The organism is Sphingomonas sp. UYEF23 (assembly GCF_040546165.1).
In the GTDB taxonomy this organism is placed as follows: Bacteria; Pseudomonadota; Alphaproteobacteria; order Sphingomonadales; family Sphingomonadaceae; genus Sphingomonas; species Sphingomonas glacialis.
The window spans coordinates 550,461-569,858 of sequence record NZ_JBEPNG010000002.1 but is presented as its reverse complement, the minus strand read 5'-3'; the positions used below and the strand labels follow the sequence as shown (position 1 = coordinate 569,858).

Annotated in this window: 9 protein-coding genes; 2 read left to right on the top strand and 7 right to left on the bottom strand. The window is 69.7% G+C overall.

Features of this window, described 5'->3' with window-relative positions; all coding sequences use genetic code 11:
* Window positions 1-6: 6 nt before the first annotated feature.
* The 5 genes from ABIB28_RS05915 to ABIB28_RS05895 are packed head-to-tail and all read right to left on the bottom strand — an operon-like array spanning window position 7 to window position 11,240.
* Window positions 7-2,316 carry a GH92 family glycosyl hydrolase gene (locus ABIB28_RS05915; RefSeq protein ID WP_354287042.1) on the bottom strand — a complete coding sequence of 770 codons (2,310 nt, stop codon included), beginning with the start codon at window positions 2,314-2,316 and terminating at the stop codon, window positions 7-9.
* On the bottom strand, window positions 2,313-3,743 hold the full coding sequence (locus ABIB28_RS05910; protein WP_354287040.1) for a glycoside hydrolase family 125 protein: 1,431 nt from the start codon (window positions 3,741-3,743) through the stop codon (window positions 2,313-2,315). The genes ABIB28_RS05915 and ABIB28_RS05910 overlap by 4 nt, the downstream gene beginning before the upstream one ends.
* The gene (locus ABIB28_RS05905) at window positions 3,740-6,283 is read right to left on the bottom strand and encodes a glycoside hydrolase family 3 C-terminal domain-containing protein (protein WP_354287038.1); all 2,544 of its coding nucleotides are present in this window, start codon (window positions 6,281-6,283) and stop codon (window positions 3,740-3,742) included. Before ABIB28_RS05905 ends, ABIB28_RS05910 begins: the two co-directional genes overlap by 4 nt.
* The gene (locus ABIB28_RS05900; protein ID WP_354287036.1) at window positions 6,280-8,880 is read right to left on the bottom strand and encodes a beta-mannosidase; all 2,601 of its coding nucleotides are present in this window, start codon (window positions 8,878-8,880) and stop codon (window positions 6,280-6,282) included. Before ABIB28_RS05900 ends, ABIB28_RS05905 begins: the two co-directional genes overlap by 4 nt.
* Window positions 8,880-11,240 (bottom strand): family 20 glycosylhydrolase, encoded by a 2,361-nt coding sequence (locus ABIB28_RS05895; RefSeq protein ID WP_354287034.1) that lies wholly within the window; start codon window positions 11,238-11,240, stop codon window positions 8,880-8,882. The genes ABIB28_RS05900 and ABIB28_RS05895 overlap by 1 nt, the downstream gene beginning before the upstream one ends.
* Before the next feature lie 264 nt (window positions 11,241-11,504).
* On the opposite strand from ABIB28_RS05895, the gene ABIB28_RS05890 reads away from it, so the two are divergent.
* Together ABIB28_RS05890 and galA are read left to right on the top strand one after the other, a co-directional pair.
* On the top strand, window positions 11,505-12,242 hold the full coding sequence (locus tag ABIB28_RS05890) for a GntR family transcriptional regulator (RefSeq protein ID WP_133189314.1): 738 nt from the start codon (window positions 11,505-11,507) through the stop codon (window positions 12,240-12,242).
* A gap of 40 nt (window positions 12,243-12,282) precedes the next feature.
* Window positions 12,283-15,183, top strand: a complete 2,901-nt coding sequence (gene galA / locus ABIB28_RS05885) for a beta-galactosidase GalA (protein ID WP_354287031.1) — start codon at window positions 12,283-12,285, stop codon at window positions 15,181-15,183.
* A 1-nt stretch (window position 15,184) separates the two neighbouring features.
* Here the strand turns inward: galA and nagE are convergent, their stop codons facing one another.
* The gene (gene nagE, locus ABIB28_RS05880) at window positions 15,185-16,903 is read right to left on the bottom strand and encodes an N-acetylglucosamine-specific PTS transporter subunit IIBC (protein WP_354287029.1); all 1,719 of its coding nucleotides are present in this window, start codon (window positions 16,901-16,903) and stop codon (window positions 15,185-15,187) included.
* On the bottom strand, window positions 16,900-19,395 hold the full coding sequence (ptsP, locus tag ABIB28_RS05875) for a phosphoenolpyruvate--protein phosphotransferase (RefSeq protein ID WP_354287027.1): 2,496 nt from the start codon (window positions 19,393-19,395) through the stop codon (window positions 16,900-16,902). The genes nagE and ptsP overlap by 4 nt, the downstream gene beginning before the upstream one ends.
* Between the last annotated feature and the right edge of the window lie 3 nt (window positions 19,396-19,398).

Below are 19,398 nucleotides of genomic sequence, written 5' to 3'. Positions count from 1 at the left end.
CCAAAATCAGGCAGGGCGGCCGAACGACGGCGGGCGATCGGCGCGCGCTTCGCCGAAGCGCGGATTGGGCGTGGCCGACATGGTGAAGCGCAACGTGCCGCCCCCCGCCAGCGTGCGATGGTCGATCCAGCTTTTGCTCCACGGCGCGCCGTTCCACGCGACTGCGGCGACGTAGGGCGTATCGGCGCGGTTGCCGGGCGCCTCGATCACCAACCGCTTCTCGCCCAGCCGCACGACGGCGCGCTCGAACAAGGGCGAACCGAAGACATAGGCCGCCTCGACCGGGTCGACCGGATAAAAGCCCAGCGCCGAGAAGACGAACCACGCGCTCATCTGCCCGCAATCGTCATTGCCGATGATGCCGTCGGGATCGTTGCGGTACATCTCGGTGCAGAGCCGCCGCACCAGCCGCTGCGTCTTCCACGGCTGGCCGACATAGGCATAGAGATAGGGGGCGTGCTGGTCGGGTTCGTTGCCATGCGCATATTGCCCGACCAGGCCCGAAATGTCGGGCGGAGCGTTGGCGGGCAAGGTCGACGGCGCCGAGAAGAGCGCGTCGAGCTTCGCCGCGAACGCCGCATCGCCGCCGCCCTGCGCGATCCGGCCATAGATGTCGTGCTGGTTGAGAAAGCTCGCCTGCCAGCCATTGGCCTCGGTATAGTCGCGATATTGGCTCGTGTGGCCGAGCTGGATCGGATCGTAGGGCGACCACCAGCTGCCATCGGCGAAGCGCGGCCGGGCAAAGCCGGTGCCGGTGTCGATGACGTTCTTCCAGTTGCCCGATCGCCGCCGCAGCCGATCGGCGTCTTCGCCTGCCCCGGCGCCGCGGGCGATGTGCGACGACGCCCAGTCGTCATAGGCATATTCCTGCGTACGGCTGACGCTTTCGTCGACCCCGTCGGCGGGCACATAGCCGAGCCGGTCGTACAGCTCGCGGCCGCGGCTGTTGGCGCGATCGGGCGCGGTGAAGTCGAAGCTGCGCTTGGCGATCGCGGGCCAGGCGGCCGCATAGTCGGCGGGAACGCCCTTGGCCTGCGCCTCGGCGAGCGGGACGACGCCGTGCCAGCCGATCATCGTCCCCGTCTCCTTGCCCTGCAACGGCCAGACCAGCGGGCCATAGCGCGATTGCGTGGTCTGGCGGATCAGATCGTCGATCAGGCTTTTGGTGCGCGCCGGATCGATCAGCGTGAGCAGCGGATGCAGCGCGCGATACGTGTCCCACAGCGACCAGCTGCTATAGGCCGCGCCGCCGGCGGGCACGGTGTGCACCTGCCCGTCGAGCCCGGCATAGCGCCCGTCGACATCGGAGAAGAGTGTCGGCGCGAGCTGCGCATGATACAGCGCGGTCGCGAGGATCGCGCGCTGGTCGGCGCTGCCCCCGGTGACGCGCACCGCGTCGAGCGCCTTCGCCCACTTTGCGCGGGCTGCGCGCGCGACGGCGTCGAAATTCCAGTCCCTGGCCTCGCTGGCCAGGTTCGCCCGCGCGCCGGCGACGTCCACGCCCGAAATCGCGCAGCGCAGCACGATCGGTGTGGCGCCGGCATCGTCCCAGTGCAGCACCATCTTCAGGCGCTTGCCCGCGACCTGCCGCGTGCCATCGGGCTGCGCGACATCGCCATCGCCGAAGAAACTGACCCGGTCGGCCCGGCGCGAGGCTTGCAGCGCGAAGTGGATGCGCCGCCCCTTCGCCCAACGGAACACGCGGCGCCCGCCGGTGATCGTCCCGTCGCCGTCGATCGCGAGGCTGGCCTCGTCGATCAGCGGCGCGGCGCCGGTCGCATCGCCGATGAGATGCGACAGGTCGAGCAGCACATGCCCTGCCCCATTGGGAAACATATAGCGGTGCCAGCCGGTGCGCTCGGTCACCGTCAGCTCGGCCCGTACGCCCGACTCGAGCGCGACACCGTAGAAGCCGGGCTCCGCCCGCTCGTCCGAAAAGCGTTGGCGATAGCCCGCGTCGGGGTCGGACAATGGCCCCGGCTCGAGCTGCACCGGCCCCGTCCCCGGCATCAGCATAACGTCGAGCATGTCACCGATCCCGGTGCCCGACAGATGGGTATGGCTGAACCCCATGATCGAGCCGTCGCCATGGTGATAGCCCGAGCAGGTCGCCCAGCGCTCGACATCGGTATCGGGGCCGAGCTGGACCATGCCGAACGGCAAGGTCGGGCCGGGATAGGTATGCCCGTCGCCGCCAGTACCGATCAGCAGATTGGGCGCATCGCTTAGCGTGCGCGCTGCGCCGCGCCCGGGCAGCGTGCTCGCGAGCAGCGCCAGCGCGGAGCTGCCGAGCAGGGTCCGTCGGTCGATCGTCATAGCGGCTGCCCCAGCAGCGCGGGTCGGGACGTGGCGAGCCGCACGATCAGCTCGCCGAACAGCCCGTTGGCCCAGGCGAACCAGCGCCGCGTGAAGCGCGTGGGGTCATCCTGGTCGAAGCTTTCGTGGATGAAGCCGGTGCCGGCGTCGCTGTCGCGCAGCGTCTTGAGGCAGCGCCGGATTACCGCCGGATCGTCACTAGACAGCGCGCGGACGATCAGCGACGTCGGCCAGATCTGGCGCAGGCCGACATGCGGGCCGCCGATCCCCTCCCCGGCCGCGCCGCGGAAGAAATAGGGGTTGGCGTCGCTCCACGCCGCATCGCGCGTGCGCCGCCACAGCGGATCGCGCGGCGCAGCGCAGCCGAGATAGGCGAGCCCTGACAGCGACGGGACATTGGCATCGTCCATGAACAGCGCGTTGCCGAAGCCATCGACTTCATACGCCCAGACCTCGCGCCCGTCGCGCAGCCGCATCCGGCCATAAGCCCGCAGCGCATGCTCGACTTCGTCCGCCAGCGCCCGCGCATCGGCGGCGAGTTCTGCGTCCTGACGCGCGCCGGTTGCCACCGTCGCCAGCTCGCGCAAGGCGGTGACGGCGAACAGGTTGGACGGGATCAGAAACGGATAGACACAGGCATCGTCCGAGGGGCGGAACGCGCTGTGGATCAGCCCTACCGCACGCGACGGATTGCCCCACCCCTCGAGCGGCACCGTCTCGATATTGCGATCCGAGGCGCGCAGGAAGCGGTAGGGTCCCGGCCCGTCCTTGCGCTGCTGCGCGCGGAAGGTGGCGACGCTCAACCGGGCAGCGGCGGCCCACTGCGCGTCGAACGGCGCCGGATCGTGCGTCGCCTGCCAATAGCCGTGCGCGAGCCGCATCGGGTAGCAGAGCGAGTCGATCTCCCATTTGCGCTCGGCGACGCCCGGCTTCATCTCGGTGCGGTCGTGCAGCGCCCAGTCGAGATCGGTCTTCGCGGTCGGATCTTCGAGGAAGGCGTTGGCATAGGGGTCGATCAGGATCGACCGCGCCTGCCGCGCGATCAGCCCGCGGAACAGCGTGGCGAGCGCGGGATCGCCGCGCACGAGATGCAGATAGGGCGTCAGCTGCGCCGAGGAATCGCGCAGCCACAGACACGGTATGTCACCGGTGATGACGAACGCGTCGAGTGCGCCATCGACCACGCCCATCCGCACCGTCGTGTCGAGCGTGTTGGGATAGCAATTGGCGAACATCCAGCGCAGCTTGGGGTCGGCGATCAGCGCGCCGACGCGCACGATCTCGCGCTCGACCGCCGGGCTGACGAACGAGCGCGCGGCAGCGGCCGGACGCAAGCTCGCGAAAGCCGGCGCGGCGCGGGCGGGCGCGGCCGCCAGCGCGACGCCGCCCAATCCTACGCCCAGCGCATCGCGGCGAGTGAGCGTCACTTCGGCAAGACCTGGCGCGTGCCGGTGATCGCGAGATCGACCCACACACCGGCAGCGTCGCCCGGCTGGCCGCCACCGAGGAACAGCCGATACGCGCCCGGCTCGACCGCGCGCGTCCCGTCGCGTGCGACCAGGCTGAGGCGACGCGGATCGAGCGTGAAGCTGGCCTCGCCGTGCTTGCCGGGTGCGAGCGCGAGGCGGCTGAAGCCGACGAGTTGGCGCTGCAGCACCGGCGTGGTCAGTCCGCCCCCTGCCCCGGCCGGCGGGACGAGATAGGCCTGCACCACGTCCTCGCCCGCCCGCGCCCCGACGTTGCGGACGCGGACGCGGATCGACGCGTTTTGCCCGGCGACGACGCTGACGCGGGCGACCGGCGCGGCATAGGCGAAACGCGTGTAGCTTAAACCACGGCCGAAGCGCCACAGCGGCGTTCCGGTGAAATAGCGATAGGTGCGCTCCTTCATCCCGTAATCGACGAACGCCGGCAGGTCGTTGGTGCTGGCGTAGAAAGTCACCGGCAGCCGCCCCGAAGGGTTGTTGCGCCCGGCGAGCGTCTCGGCAATCGCGGTGCCGCCCGCCTCGCCGGGATACCAGGCGGCGAGGATTGCATCGGCGGCCTGCGGGTCGAGCGCGACCGCGCTGCCGCTGGTGAGGACGATCACGAGCGGCTTGCCCGTCGCCTTGAGCGCGTCGAGCAAGCGGCGCTGCGCGAACGGCAGCGCGATGTCGGTGCGGTCGCCGCCGACGAAGCCCGGCACGCTGACCGACAGTGCTTCGCCTTCGAGATCGGGCGACAGGCCGACCACCGCCACCACGACGTCGGCGTCCTTCGCCGCGGCCACCGCCTCGCCGCGCAACGCGTCGGCCGGTGGCTCCCACAGCAAGCGGATCCCTTCATCCTCGCTGCTGTGATCGAGCTCGAGCTTGAACGACAGCGCGCGGCCGTCGCTGGTCAGCGGGATTTCGATCCGCCCCTTCGCCACCGCGCCCGTCGCGAGCGGACGTCCGTCGATCCACAGCCGCACGGCATCGTGCGCCTTGCAATATTTCCAGCAGGCGGGAACGTCGACGACGAGACGGTAAGCCCCCGGCCCCGGCGGGACGAGCTCGCCCGACCAGCGCGCGCTCCATGTCGCGCCGAGCCCCGCGACGGGCGCGGCGCGATTGAAGTCGAGATCGATCCGCCGTTCGTGCCGCGTCACCAGCGGCGCGCCGGCGAGATCGTGCGTCGCGAAATACTCTGCACGCAAGCCTGCGGCCCCGTCCGCCCGAAGCGCCGTCTCGGGCACCAGCACCGGCGCGCCATCGGCGAGCACCGACCCCTGGGCGTAGCGCACATTCCCCGCACCGAACGCGCGGCGGATGCCGTCGAGCGGGGTAACCGGCGCCACCGCGGTACCGTGGTAATTGCCCTGCAACACGCCGAGATCATCGGCATCGGCGCCGATCACCGCGATCCGCACCCCCGGTTTGAGCGGGAGGCGGTCGCCACGATTTTGCAGCAGCACGATCGACTTGCGCGCCGCCTCGAGCGCAGTCGCCTGATGCGCGGGGGTCGCGACCTGATCGGGCGCGATCCGCGACCACGGGCTGGTCGCGCCATAAGCGATACCGAGCGCGCGCCGTGCCGCCTGGGTACGCGCCAGCGCGGTGTCGATCTCGCTTTCGCTCACCAGCCCGCGCCGCAGCGCCGCCGGCAGCGCGGCATAGGTCGTGCCGCAATTGAGGTCGGTCCCGCCCCTGAGCGACGCCGCCGCGGCGCCCGCCGCATCGAGCCGGTAATGGTGGAACAGCTGGACGTTACCGACGGCATCGCAGTCCGACACGGTGAAGCCAGTGAACCCCCAGTCTTGCCGCAACCGATCGACCAGCAGCGGCGCGCTGGCGCAGGCCGGAACGCCGTGGATCGCATTGTACGCACACATCAGCGACCCCGCCTTGCCCTCGGTGATCGCCGCGCGGAACGCGGGGAAATAGGTCGCCTCGAGATCCTGCGGCGAGGGATCGACGTCGAAGCCGTCGCGGCCTGCCTCGGGGCCGCTATGGACCGCGAAATGCTTCGGCGTGGCGATCACCTTGGGATGCGCGGGGTCGGGCCCTTGCAGGCCGGTGACGAAGGCGACACCGAGCCGCCCGGTCAGATACGGGTCCTCTCCGTAAGTCTCCTGCCCCCGCCCCCAGCGCGGATCGCGGAAGATGTTGGTGTTGGGCGACCAGATCGTCAGCCCCTCGTAGATCCGCCGCTCGGCATCGACCGGCCGTGCGTTGAACTTGGCGCGCGCCTCGGTCGCGACGACGTCGCCGATGCGCTTGACGAGCGGCGCGTCCCAGGTCGCCGCCATGCCGATCGCCTGCGGGAAGACGGTCGCATAGCCATCGCGCGCTAGGCCGTGCAGTCCTTCGCTCCACCAGTCATAGGCCGGCAGCCCGGCCTTCGGATCCGCGGGCGCACTGCTTTGCAGCTGCGCCGCTTTGTCCTCGGGCGTCATCGCCGCGGGGTCCAACTGCGCGGCCTGTGCCGCGAGCAACATCCAGATCATCGGCGCGACCCCAAAGAGCGCAGCGTCAGTGCCCGCGCCAACGCCGCCGGCAAGGCCGTCGACGCGACGCTGACGGTGCGGCTTTCGCCGGGGAGCAGGTCGAACCCGTCGTCGGACGGCTGCGCGCCGACCGCGCCGAAATCGAGCATCACCGCGCGGGCGAGCGCCGTCGCGGTGACGGTCAGCTCGCGCCCATGCCAGGTCGCGCGCAATCCGGGATCGGGATAGGCCATGTCCCTCGGCACCCCGCGCTCAACGATCGCGCGGCTGACCGGGGCGTCGCCGACCAGCAGTTCGGCCACCGCATAGCTCGTTTTGGCGTCGGCCCCTGCGAACAGCGTGGCATCCTCGATCCGCGCCGCCTCGGTGGCGGAGAGCGGCGGCAGCGTGACGGCAGCGCCGTGCTCGGCGAGCAGCCGGCCGGCCATGTCGAACGCCCGGATGCGCCAGCGCGCGGGCGTCGGCGCGGTCGCGTCGGACACCAAGGCGAGCCGCGTCGCCCCGCCGACATGCTCGGCGACGATCACCTGCGGCGCGAAGAAGCGGCGCGCGGCATAATGGAGCAGTTTCCAGCGGTCGGCATGATCGATGCTCGACCAGGAAATTGCCGGCCAGACATCGTTGAGCTGCCAGTAGAGCGAGCCCATCGTCACCGGGCGGCACGCGCGGTGATGCAACGCCGCCAGCGCGATCGCCTCGGCCTGATTCACTTGGCTCAGATAGACGAAATCGCCGAGGTCCCTGGGCTCGCCGAGCCGGTCGTGAATGTAGAGCCGCAGCCGCGCATTGCCCTCGCCCGCCAGGAACTTCTGGTGCGCCTTCAGCACCGGACTGTCCGGGGTCAGCGCGCCCGGCCCGGCGAAGTCGCGGATCGTCGCCATGTCGGGCATCGCCTGGAAGCCATATTCCGACATGAAGCGCGGGCACGCATCGAGATAGCGCTCGACCGGCTTCGAGCCCGACCAGACGTCCCAGAAATGGCGGTCGCCCGAAGCATCGGTATCGACCGGCCCTTGGTAATCGGTCGACGGCGAGCCCGGCCAATAGGGCGTCCCCGGCGATCGAGTCAGCACCGCGTCACGCAGCACGCGATCGAACAACACCGCCATGCCAGCGCCGACGCGCTCCTGCTCGTCGGGCCCGACGGCGCGCTTATAGGCCTTGCGGTCGGACCAATTCTCCCAGCCCGACAGGACCTCGTTACCGCCCGCCCACAGGACGATCGAAGGGTGATTGCCGAGCCGTTCGACCTGCTGCTCGGCTTCGATGCGGACGTTGTCGCGAAACGCCGCGTCGGGCGGGGTGACCGCTCCGCCGAACATGAAGTCCTGCCACACCATCAGCCCGAGTTCGTCGGCCATGTCGTAAAAGGCATCGTCGAGATAATAGCCACCGCCCCAGACGCGCAGCATGTTCATGTTGGCGTCGCGCGCGGCGACGAGCAGCGGGCGCATCGTCGCGGCGGTGGTGCACGTCGGCAGGCTGTCGAACGGGATCAGATTGGCGCCCTTGGCGAAGATCGGCGTGCCGTTGACGCGGAACCCCATCGCGCCGCCCTCGCGGATCAGCTCGACCGTGCGCAGGCCGATCCGCCGTTCGGCCGTGTCGGTCGCAGCACCATCCTGCTCGAGCGTTGCTGCCACCCGGTAGAGCGGCTGCGCGCCATAGCCGACCGGCTGCCAGCGCTGCGGCTGCGCGACGGTGATCGGCAGCGTCACCGCATTGTCGCCCGCCGCCAGCGTGACGCGCTGCGTCACCGTCTGGTGCGAACCGTCGGGCGCGGTCAGCACCACGCGCAGCGTCGCCACGTCGGCACGATCCGCCTGCACCGTCGCGCGCGCCGACAGCCGCGCTTCGGCATCGTTCAGCGCATCCTGGTCGACGCACAGCGTGGCGATCCGCGCGCTGTCCCACGCCTCGAGCCGGACCGGACGCCACGGTCCCATCGCGATGATCCGCGGACCCCAGTCCCACCCGTACTGGTATTTCGGCTTGCGGATATACGGCGACGTCTGGCGCCCGCCGGGATCATCGCCGAACGCCGAGTCGTACTCGCCCGGCAGCGACCGCTTCGCCGCCAGCACGACCGGCGCGAGCGCGCGGATCGGCGCGGCGATGGTGATCAGGATCGTGTTCGCGCCGGGCTTAAGGTAGCGCTTGGCGTCGATCCGCCAGCGACGATGCGCATTGTCGGCGCTGAGCACGGCCTGCCCATTGATCGTCACGGTCGCGAAGGTGTCGAGCCCGTCGAACACCAGATCGAGATGATCGCGCGCCAGCAGCGCCGGCGTCGCGACGAGGGTATGGCGATACTGCCAGTCGGTCTGCCCGACCCATTGGATCGCGGCTTCGTTCGTCGCGAGGAACGGATCGGGCGCGCGGTGCTGCGCGATCAGATCCTGCTGGATGCTGCCGGGCACCTGCACCGCGAACCAGCGCGCCTCGCGCCGGTGCGCGGCGACCGCGTCGGTATCGCCGGGGGCGATCCGTGCCTGCCATCCGCTGTTGAGCGCGATCGCCTGCCGTGGCGCCGCGCTGAGAACGCTCGCACTCGACAGCAACGCCGCCAGCGCTACCCCATGGAGGACTGGGCGCATCAGCGCGTTTCCTTCAGTTGGACGTCGGCGACCGCATAATAGGGTTCGGCGACCGGCGAGGTGAACTGGAAGCACAGGTCGCGATCCCCCGCCATCGGCGGCAGCGCACCCGAGAAGGTCAGCAGCGTCGGCGCGGTCGCCGGATCGGGCAAGGGGAAGCTCGCCGCCACCACCGGTGCGGGCGCGTCCTTGTCGGGCGGGCCCTTGCGCCCGGCCTGGCAGCCGGCGAGCACGACGAGTTCGCCATGCGCGGTCACGTTGTAATGCTCGCGCACTGCCGAAGCTTCGTGCGCCAGCCCGTAATGCCGCGCGAGCCGCGCGACTTGCACCGTAAAGCCCTTCGCCACGTCGAGCGGCGCGGCGGGATAGGCGCTGCACGTGTCGAACAGGTTGATGTTGAACACCGGCGCATTGCCCTGCGCCTCCGACGTCAACGGCACGCGCAGGCCGAGCGCGCCGCGCGGGCACGCCACCAGATCGGACGCCGAACGATGGAGCAGCGCCGCACGGTCGGTCGCGAACCCCCGCGCGCCGGCGATCGCGACGCCGTCCTCGCCGAACGCCGCAGCGCGGATCGTCGCGCCGGACGCGAGCGCCAGCGGTGCGGCATAGGCGGGCGACCGCGCGCCCGGCGCGCTGCCGTCGAGCGTATAGCGGATCGTGCCGGCGGGTACCTGCGTCGCCAGCGCGACGCTCAGCTTGCCGCTCCGCAGCGCATCGCCGCGCGTCCCCTGCAGGCGATAGGTCACGGCAAAGGCGCTGTCGGCGACCTCGATCCCGCCCTGCCGCCAGCGCAGCACCTGCGGCCGCAGCCGCGCGACGAAGCCGGGAAAATCGCGCGGCGCGGTCGACCAGGTCGTCTCGGCGAGCGCGGCGGCGCGCGGGAAGACGGCGTGCTGCACTTGATACGGCGTGACGAGATATTCGCTCCACGCATTGCCCTGCGCGCCGAGCACGTGCTTGGCCTTGGCGGCATCGATCCCGGCGGGCATCGGCTCATAGGCGTAGACATCGGCGAGCGTCTGGATCGACAGGCGCCCGGGCGGCTCGTCGGCCTGATCGCTTTGCAGGCTGTCGAAATACAGCGTCGGTGCAGGCGTCAGCACGACGTCATGCCCCTGGTTGGCGGCATCGACCGCGCCCTTCTCGCCACGCCACGACATCACCGACGCGGACGGCGGGAGGCCACCTTCGAGGATCTCGTCCCAGCCGATCAGCCGCCGCCCCTTGCTCGCGAGATAGCGACCGAAGGTGTCGATCATCCAGCTCTGCAGCGCATTCTCGTCCTTGAGACCGAGCGTCTTCATTTGCGCCTGGACGCGCGGCGAGCGCTGCCACTGATCCTTGACCGCTTCGTCGCCACCGAGATGGACGAAGCTGCCGGGGAAGACGGCGATCAGTTCGTCGAGCACATTCTCGACAAACGCCACGCCCTTGGGGCCGGGATCGAACAGATACGGATTGACGCCCCAATCGTGGCTCACCACCGGCCGGTCGCCGAGCACGCCCATTTCGGAATAGGCGGCGACCAAAGCCTGCGCATGGCCGGGCAAGTCGATCTCGGGAACGATCGTGATGCTGCGATCGGCCGCGTAGCGCACCAGCGCGCGCAGTTCGTCTTGAGTGTAGAAGCCGCCGACGCGCGTCGTCGGCGCCGGGCCGCCGGTGCTGGGGCCCTTCCGCCACGCGCCGATCTCGGTCAGCTTGGGATAGCGCTTGACCTCGAAGCGCCAGCCCTGGTCGTCGGTGAGATGCAAATGGAGCGTGTTGAGCTTCACCGCCGCCATCTGGTCGACGATCCGGTAGAGCGACGGCAGCGGTTGAAAGTGCCGCGCGGGATCGATCATCAATCCGCGCCAGGCAAAGCGCGGCGCATCGCGAATGTCGAGCAGCGGCATTGCGACCGCACCGCCGCGCGCGCCATCGGGGCTGAGCAATTGCGCCAGCGTCATCGCGCCATAGACCAGCCCGGCATGCGTCGCCGCGGCGATGCGGATGCCGTGCGCATCAACCGTGAGCCGATAACCCTCCGCGCCGACCACCGCCGGATCGCGCTCGAAGCGGATCGGCGCGGCGTCGCGCGTCAGGCGCAGCGCGAGGCCGCGTGTGCTGGCGACCTGCGCGACCAGCAATTGCGCCGCGCCTTCGGCATCCGCGTCGCCCGCCGGAACACTGATCCCCGCCCCAGCAGCCACGATGAAACTGCCAGCGCCGCGAACGATGCTGGCGGGCATGGGAAGCAGCGGCAACGTCGCTTGCTGGGCGGCGAGCAGCGCCGGGGTGACGGCTGCCGCCGCGGCGGCGAGACGAGCGATCCGTCGCATGGCGCGCTGGCTCTTGCTGCGCGTCCCGTTCGTCATCGACCGTCCCCCATTGCGACGCGACAGCGCGTGCTCTTGCGATGAAGTGTAACCAATATAAGTCCACTTGCAAGCGCGACAAAGCAGCCGAAGTGGCTCCTTTTGCGCAATCGCAGCATTGCACGCGCCCTGAGCAAGAATACCAATCTGGATTCCGACCAAACCCGATTGCTCACCAGCCATCGACGCATTAGGCTCGCCTCCAAGTCTGCGTCGCGGCCCGCGACGCAGGCGGGGGCCGGTACGGGGCAAGAGGGACGGACTTTGGAATTTTCGCAACAGATCGGCCATTTCCGCAAGGGCAACCCGGCGCCGCTCTACATCCAGCTGCAGCACCTTATCCGCGAAGCGATCGGCCAGGATCTGCTCGCGCAAGGCGACGCGATCCCCGCCGAGCGCGACCTTGCGACCGAATATGCCATCTCGCGCATCACCGTACGCAAGGCGATCGGCGGGTTGGTCGAAGAGGGTCTGCTCACCCGCCGACGTGGTGCGGGCACCTTCGTCACCGGCCGTGTCGAGAAGAACTTTTCGAAACTGTCGTCTTTCTCCGAGGATATGGCAGCGCGCGGCAAGACCGCCTCGACCCATTGGATCAGCCGCGCCGCCGGTACCGTCGATCCCGAGGAAGCGATGTCGCTCGGGCTCTCGCCCGGCACGCCGGTCTATCGCTTCCACCGCATCCGGCTTGCCGACGATCAGCCGATGGCGCTCGAATTCTCGACCATCGCCGGCTATTGCTTGCCCAATCTCGGCGCGGTCGAGGACTCGCTCTACACCGCGCTGGAAAAGGCCGGCAGCCGCCCGGTGCGCGCGCTGCAGCGCTTGCGCGCCGTCCCGTTCGGCACGGAGCATGCGCGGATGCTTGGCGTCGATCCAGGGCAACCCGGGCTTCTGATCGAGCGCCGCGGGTTCCTCAAGGACGGCCGCGCCGCCGAATTCACCCGCTCTTACTATCGCGGCGACGCCTATGATTTCGTCGCCGAACTGTCCGACCTTTAGCCGGGTTCGCGAGCCGACTTTCCCTCCCCGGAGTATTGCCATGAACCGTCGCCAGCTTCTGCTCGCCAGCGCGGGCCTGAGTGCCTTGCGCGCCGTTCCCGGCGTGGCGGCTGCCGCCGTGCCGAAAGAGACCGACGGTTTCCCGATGCCGCAACCCGAAACGCAGCTGCCACCCCGGCTGCCGCAACAGGATCCGGCGCGCATGCTGCTCGACCTCGGTTGGCGGTTCCACGAAGGCGACATTCCCGCGCCGGCGCCCGCCAGCCATAACGACACCTATCTCTCGGCGATGGCGGGCAACGCGATCGGCGCGGCGGCGGTGCTGTATGACGATAGCGATTGGGCCGCGGTGCGCTTGCCGCATGATTGGGCGGCAGCGCAGCCCTACGTGCAAAGCGCGAACGTCTCGCAAGGCTATCGCCCTCGCGGGATTGGCTGGTATCGCCGCACGCTGCTGCTCGACCCCGCGGATCGCGGCAAGACGATCGAGCTGCAGTTCGACGGAATCGCGACAAATGCCACGATCTGGGTCAATGGCAGCGTCGTCGCGCATAGCTGGTCAGGCTATGCCAGCATCCATGCCGACATCACGCCGTTCGCGACCTATGGCGACGAGCCCAATGTCATCGCGATCCGCGTCGATGCGAGCGCATGGGAAGGCTGGTGGTATGAAGGCGCCGGGCTCTACCGCCACGCCTGGCTGGTGCGCCGCGCGCCGGTCGCGATCGTCAGCGACGGCGTCTATTGCGATCCGCGCCGCGATGCCGCGGGGCGCTGGCACGTTCCCGTCGTGGCGACGCTCGGCAATATCGAGCGCGCAGCCGCGGCGGTAACGATCGAGGCCGCGCTGCTCGACCCCGATCGCCGCGAAGTGACGCACGCGAGCGTTTCGGTGAGCGTGCCGGTGCTCGACCAGGTCGATGCCGCGCTGACGCTCGATGTCGGCGATCCAAAACTGTGGTCGGTCGAGACGCCGACGCTGTACACCGTCCGCGTACGCGTGCTGCGCGAGGGCACCGTGGTCGATCTGCGGCAAATCCCGATCGGCTTCCGCACGATTCGTTTCGATGCCGCGCAGGGCTTTTTCCTCAATGATCGCGCGGTGAAGATCAAAGGCGTGTGCATCCATCAGGATCACGCTGGCGTCGGCACCGCCATGCCCGATGCCCTGCTCTACTGGCGGCTGCAACGGCTGAAGGCGATGGGCTGCAATGCGGTGCGCATGTCGTCCAATGCGCCGACCGCCGAACTGCTCGACTATTGCGACCGGATCGGGATGCTCGTGATGAACGAGAACCGCCACTTCAACCCGTCGCCCGATTATAAGGCGCAGCTCGAATGGCTCGTCCGGCGCGATCGCAACCACCCCAGCATCATCATCTGGACGCTGTGGAACGAGGAACCGCTCAAATCGACACCGCAGGGCGTGGAGATGACGCGCAGGATGGTGACGACGCTCAAGCGGCTCGACTCTGCGCGGCCGGTGACGGTCGCAATGAACGGCGCGTTCAACGATCCGGTCAACACTTCGACCGAAGTCGATGTCACCGGCTTCAATTATTATCAGGACCAATATGACGTCTACCATCGGCTGGTCCCCACCAAGCCGATCATCAGCACCGAAGACACCAGCGCCTATCAGACGCGCGGCGCGTTCGAGAGCGACCCGAAGGCGCATGTCGCGACGTCCTATGACCGCGAGGCGGCAGGCTGGGGCGCACCGCATGGGCCGAGCTGGAAGATGATCGCCGATCGCCCGTTCGTCGCGGGCGGTTTCGTCTGGACCGGCTTCGATTATCACGGCGAGCCGACACCGTATGACTGGCCGACCACGTCGAGCGTGTTCGGCATCCTCGATCTGTGCGGCTTCCCCAAGACCGCCTTCGGCTTGCGCAGCGCGCAATGGATCGACGATGCGCCCGTCGTCAGCCTCGCCCCGCATTGGACCTGGCCGGGGCGTGAGGGGCAGAGCATCGATGTCGTGGTGATGAGCAATGCCGAACAGGTGACGCTCAGTCTCAACGGGCGCGATCTCGGCACGCAGCCGGTCGACCGCTTCCTCGGCAATAGCTGGAAAGTGCTCTATGCCCCCGGCCGGATCGACGTCGTCGCGCGCCGCGCCGGGCGGATCGTCGCACGGGCGGCGCACGAGACCGCCGGGTCGCCGGTGGCGCTGCGCCTGACGCCTGCGCGCAGCGTGATGGCAGGCGATGGCGAGGATGTGCAGCCGATTTCGGTCGATGCGATCGACGCGCACGGGCGCCATGTGCCGACCACCAATCTGCCGGTCGATTTCACGGTGCAGGGTGCAGCGATCATCGGGCTGGGCAATGGCGATCCCAACTGCCACGAGCCCGAGCAGTCCGCCGCGCATGCCGGCGCACGATCGCTGTTCAACGGGCTGGCGCAGCTGATCGTCCGCGCCGATGTCGGGCGCGGGCGGGTGCTGGTCGAGGCGCGCACCGACGGCCTGAAGCCCGCGCGGCTGTCGATCGACCGCCTGGCCATCGCGCCGCCGCCGCAAGCTGCGGTGACGGTAAGCGCGCAGCGGATTGCGCAGTGGCGGCGCTCGATGCGCTTCGCCGAGCGCCCCTCGCCCGATCTGGCGCCGGCCGATGGCGACAATAACAGCTGGGCGTTCGTTCGCGCCGGAACGCCAACCCCGCCTGACGCGGCCGGCGGCTGGCAGCTCTATCGCGCGTCCGTCGAGCCATGGCGCGCGGTGGCGGCTGGCGGCGGCACGCTGCGCTTCGCGTCGGTCGCGGGGCGCGCCGAGCTGTGGATCGACGGGCAGCGCGTCGCCGACAAGGGCCCGGGTACCGCTGCGCTAACGGGCCGGATGCCCGCTGGCGCGGGGCGTCGCCGCATCGTGCTGCTGGTTCAGGCCGAACGCGACACCGCGTCGGGGCTGCTCGGCCCGGTGACGCTGGCCGCCGACTAGGTCAGCCGACCACCAGCGCGGCCAGCGCGGCCAGCGCGGTCTCATTGCCAAGCAGATGCACGAGCCCCGGCGCCGGTCGCGCGATCCCGTGCGGCCCAAGCGCGGCAAGCGTCGCCGCATCGGCCGCGGCGTCGTCGCGGAGCGCGATGCGCAACCGGCCATGATGCCGTGAACTGCCCGCGATATTGCCCGAACCGCCCAGCGCCGCGATCAAACGGTCCGACAGCACCAGCGGGGCCGTCTCGTCCGCCACCGGCGTCGCCGCCGCGACGTCGTCCATCGCCAGCGCGTCGCGGATCTCGACCGCCACCAGGTCGGCGATCGGGCCCAGCACGACTTGCAGTGCGGTCGCGGAGGGACGGATCAATCCACGCGCACCGAGCGCCTTCAACGCCGCCTCGTCGACCGCGGCCTGATCGCGCACCACCAGCCGCAGCCGCGTCGTGCAAGCGCTGACCGTGGTGAGGTTCGCGCTGCCGCCAAGCGCTTGCGCAAACGCGCGTCCGCGCCCGCCTGCCGCGACCGGCGGCGCGCTCGTCGGCGTACCGAGCAGCGGCTCGCGACCCGGTGTCGGCAAGTCGAAGCGCCGGATGAAGAAGCGGAACAGCCCGTAATAGAGCAGGAAATACACCGCCCCGACCGGCAACAGCAGCAGCGGCCGCGTCGCCTTGCCGTAATTGAGGACATAATCGAGCAGCCCGGCCGAGAAACCGAAGCCGAGCTTCACGCCGAGCAGATCCATCACCGCCATCGACAGGCCGGTCAGCAGCGCGTGGATCACATACAGCAATGGCGCGAGGAACATGAAGCTGAACTCGATCGGCTCGGTCACCCCGGTCAACGCCGAGGTCAGCGCCAGGCTGAACAGCATGCCCCCAACGGCCTTGCGCCGGTAGGGCGCGGCGGCGTGGTACATGGCGAGGCATGCCGCGGGCAGGCCGAACATCATCACCGGGAAGAACCCCGCCATGAAGCTACCCGCGCTCGGGTCGCCAGCAAAGAAACGCCGCAAATCGCCGGTCGTGCCGTGCCAGTCGCCGACGACGAACCAAGCGACGTTGTTGAGGACGTGATGCAGCCCGGTCACCAGCAGCAGCCGGTTGAGCACGCCGAACGCGAACACGCCGGGCGCCCCGGCGCTGGTCGCGGCAAAGCTCAGCGCGTCGATCCCGCCGCTGATCGTCTGAAAGCCGAAGCCGACCACCATCGCCAGCAGCAAGCCGGCCAGCCCCGCCACGATCGGCACGAAACGGCGCCCACCGAAGAAAGCGAGATATTCGGGCAACTTGATCGTCGCGAACCGATTGTAGAACAGGCCACCCACCAGCCCCGAGAGAATGCCGATCGGAACGTCGAGCCGCGCCATCACCTTGGCCTTCCACGCCGTGACCGCGAGATCGATCGACGCGCCGGTGAACCCGGCGGCGGCCTCTGGCGGAACGCTCAGCAAGGTCTTGCCCGCCTCGGTCGTCACCAGGAAGCAGGTCACGCCGGCGAGGCACGCCGCGCCATTGCCGTCGCGCGCAAAACCGGTCGCCACGCCGATCGCGAACAGCAGCCCGAGATGCGCGAAGATCGCCTGCCCCGCCGCGCCGATGAACGGCAGGCCGTGGAGATCGGGCTGGCCGAGCCGCAGCAAGAGCCCGGCAATCGGCAGAACGGCGATCGGCAGCATCAGCGCCCGACCGAGTGGCTGGAGCGCGCCGAGGATCGATTTCATGCCGGCATCTCCAGGGGGGCGAAGGCGCGCGCGAGCGCGCGGACGTGATCGGCCGAGGTGCACTCAAGCGCTTGCGCCGCGTGCGCGCGGCATGCGGCGAGCGTCAGGCGGGCGACCAGCGCCTTGATCGTCGGGATCATACCCGGGGTCGCGGACAATTCGGTCACGCCGAGCCCGAGCAGGATCGGCACCGCGAGCGGATCGGAGGCGAGCCCGCCGCACACCCCGGTCCAGCGCGCATGGCGCGCCCCGCCCCGACACGTCTCGCCGATCAGCCGCAGGACCGCGGGGTGGAGCCCGTCGAGCGCACTCGCCACCGCCGGATTGGCGCGGTCCATCGCCAGCGTATATTGCGTCAGGTCGTTGGTGCCGATCGACAGGAAATCGGCCTCGCACGCGAGCAGGTCGGCGGTGATTGCCGCCGCCGGGGTCTCGACCATAATGCCCAGCGCAACGGGCTCGGCGATCGCCAGTTCGCCACGAAGCCGGTCGAGTACGGCACGCACCGCGCGCAGTTCCTCGATCCGCGCCACCATCGGCAGCATGATCCGGCACCGGCCGATCGGCCGCACCGCCAGGATCGCGCGCAACTGGTCTTCGAGCAGATCGGGATGCGCCAATCCGACGCGGATACCGCGCAAGCCGAGCGCCGGATTTTCCTCGGGCGCGATCGGCAGATAGGGCGCGGGCTTGTCGCCGCCGATGTCGAGCAAGCGGACGATCAACGGTCGCCCCGCAAGCGCATCGGCGATCGCCTGATACTCGGCGGTCTGTTCGGACACGCTCGGCGGCGTCGCGCGCTCGAGGAACAGGAATTCGGTGCGCAGCAACCCGCAGCCTTCGGCCCCGTTCGCCACTGCCGGCGCCGCCTCGGCGCGATGGCCGAGATTGGCGACCACTTCGATCCGCACGCCATCGGCGGTGTGGCACAGCGTATGCGCACGCACGAGCGAGTCGGCGCGACGCGTTGCGGCAACGGCCTGTGCCCGTTCGGCTTCGGCGAACTGCTCGGCCGAGGGTGCGGTGTGCAACAGGCCGGCCGACGCATCGAGGATCACGCGCGTGCCCTCGGCCACGCCCTGCAAAGCCGAACCGATCGCGACCAGCGCGGGCACGCCCGTCGCCCCGGCGAGGATCGCGACATGCGAGGTCGGCCCGCCCTTGGCAACGCACAGCCCGGCCAGCCCTGCGCCTGCCGCAAGGAAGTCCGAGGGCATCAGATCGTCGGCAAGCAGGATCGTCCCGGCGGGGTATTCGACCGTGCCCGACTCCGCCCCGGCGAGCCGGGCCAGCACCTGTCGTTCGAGATCGAGCAAATCATCGGCGCGCTCGGCGAGGCGGGCATCGCCGCCGCCGCGCAATGCGTCGGCCTGCGGCCGGATCGCGCTGCGCCAGGCATGCCCGGCGCTTTCGCCACGCGCGATCCCGGCGTGCGTCGCATCGAGCAACGCCGGGTCGCCAAGCAGCGCGGCATGCGCGTCGAGAATGGCGCGCGCCGCGCCGCTCGCCGCGACCGAGCGCTCGGCGAGCTCACCAGTCAGCGCGGCATGTGCGGCCCGGAAGGCGGTTTCCTCGGCAGCAATGCCATTGCCTTCGAGCGCAACCTCGCGGTCGACCGCACGGTGATGCCGCACCGTCCCGATGGCGATGCCGGGCGCAGCGGTGACACCGGCCAACGCGCCGTCGGGCACGTCGCGGGGCATGACCGCGGCCGGCGCTGTCGGTGCCGCCACCGGCTCTTCCATCCCACTCTCGATCAATCCGACCAGCGCATCGAGCGCCGCCAGCGAATCCTGCCCGCTCGCGATCAACCGCACCGTATCGCCCCGTCCGATGGCGAGTGCGAGCAGCGCGGTCGGGCTCGTCGCCGGAGCCCCCTGCCCGTCTTTCTCGAGCGTAATGGTCGCCGTAAAACTGCGCGCCAGCATCGCGATCCGTCCGGCGGGGCGCGCGTGGATGCCGTGCGGCAGCGCGATCTGGAGCAGGCGCGTCTCGGTCGGCCCCGTCGCATCGGTGGCCAAGGTCTCGCCGAGGCCACCGCTCAACGTCATCAACGGCGCGCCGACTTCGATCAGGCCGATATCGGCGGTGCGCTCGACCGTGATCCCGGCGCCCTCGACGAGCAGGATCGGCGTCACCACCGCGCGCGCTTCGCGCACCAGCAGGTCGAGATCGAAGTCGATCAGCGGATCGCCCGCCGCCACCACATCGCCGACCGCGACACGCGGGGTAAAACCGCGCCCGCCCAGCGCGACGGTGTCGATCCCGAGATGGATCAGGATCTGCGCGCCGTTATCGGCTTCGAGCGTCACCGCGTGGTGCGTCGCCTGCAAGCCGACGATGCGCCCGGCGCACGGCGCGAACAGGCACGTACCGGTCGGATCGATCGCGATCCCGTCGCCGAGCATCCGGCTCGCGAACACCGCGTCGGGAACGTCGTCGAGCGCAGTGACCCAGCCTTGCAGCGGTGCGAACAGCAGGATCGGCGCCATGGT

What these genes read in the sequence shown, in the direction of transcription:
- ABIB28_RS05915 (WP_354287042.1), bottom strand. Translation starts at nt 2,316, where the DNA reads ATGACGATCGACCGACGGACCCTGCTCGGCAGCTCCGCGCTGGCGCTG.
- ABIB28_RS05905 (WP_354287038.1), bottom strand. Translation starts at nt 6,283, where the DNA reads ATGATCTGGATGTTGCTCGCGGCACAGGCCGCGCAGTTGGACCCCGCG.
- ABIB28_RS05900 (WP_354287036.1), bottom strand. Translation starts at nt 8,880, where the DNA reads ATGCGCCCAGTCCTCCATGGGGTAGCGCTGGCGGCGTTGCTGTCGAGT.
- ABIB28_RS05895 (WP_354287034.1), bottom strand. Translation starts at nt 11,240, where the DNA reads ATGACGAACGGGACGCGCAGCAAGAGCCAGCGCGCCATGCGACGGATC.
- galA (WP_354287031.1), top strand. Translation starts at nt 12,283, where the DNA reads ATGAACCGTCGCCAGCTTCTGCTCGCCAGCGCGGGCCTGAGTGCCTTG.
- nagE (WP_354287029.1), bottom strand. Translation starts at nt 16,903, where the DNA reads ATGAAATCGATCCTCGGCGCGCTCCAGCCACTCGGTCGGGCGCTGATG.
- ptsP (WP_354287027.1), bottom strand. Translation starts at nt 19,395, where the DNA reads ATGGCGCCGATCCTGCTGTTCGCACCGCTGCAAGGCTGGGTCACTGCG.